This window comes from Sphingomonas sp. 10B4, assembly GCF_035019905.1.
GTDB classification, from domain to species: domain Bacteria; phylum Pseudomonadota; class Alphaproteobacteria; order Sphingomonadales; family Sphingomonadaceae; genus Sphingomonas; species Sphingomonas glacialis.
The window spans coordinates 1-256 of record NZ_JASJVC010000422.1; the positions used below are offsets into that span (position 1 = coordinate 1).

A 256-nucleotide genomic window follows, 5' to 3' on the forward strand; every position below is an offset into this window, starting at 1 on the left:
TCGCAGGACCATGTTGATGGTTTTCGAAACCAGCTTAAAGTAACTAGCCTCGCTGATTAAACCAGAACGTACCAACATCAGATCATCGTAATAGCTGGTAAAACCCTCAAACAGCCATAGCAGGCTGGTATAATTTTCTTGCCGTAAATCGTAGTGGGCAAATGCTGCGGGCTTAATACGTTTGACATTCCAGGTATGGAAATATTCGTGGCTGCACAGACCCAAAAAATTTTGATAGCCATCAGTTATTTCGATC

1 pseudogene is annotated in these 256 nt (G+C 42.6%); it reads right to left on the minus strand.

The features are described from left to right. Nucleotides 1-256: pseudogene (locus QN347_RS20355) on the minus strand (M61 family peptidase); the annotation flags it as partial.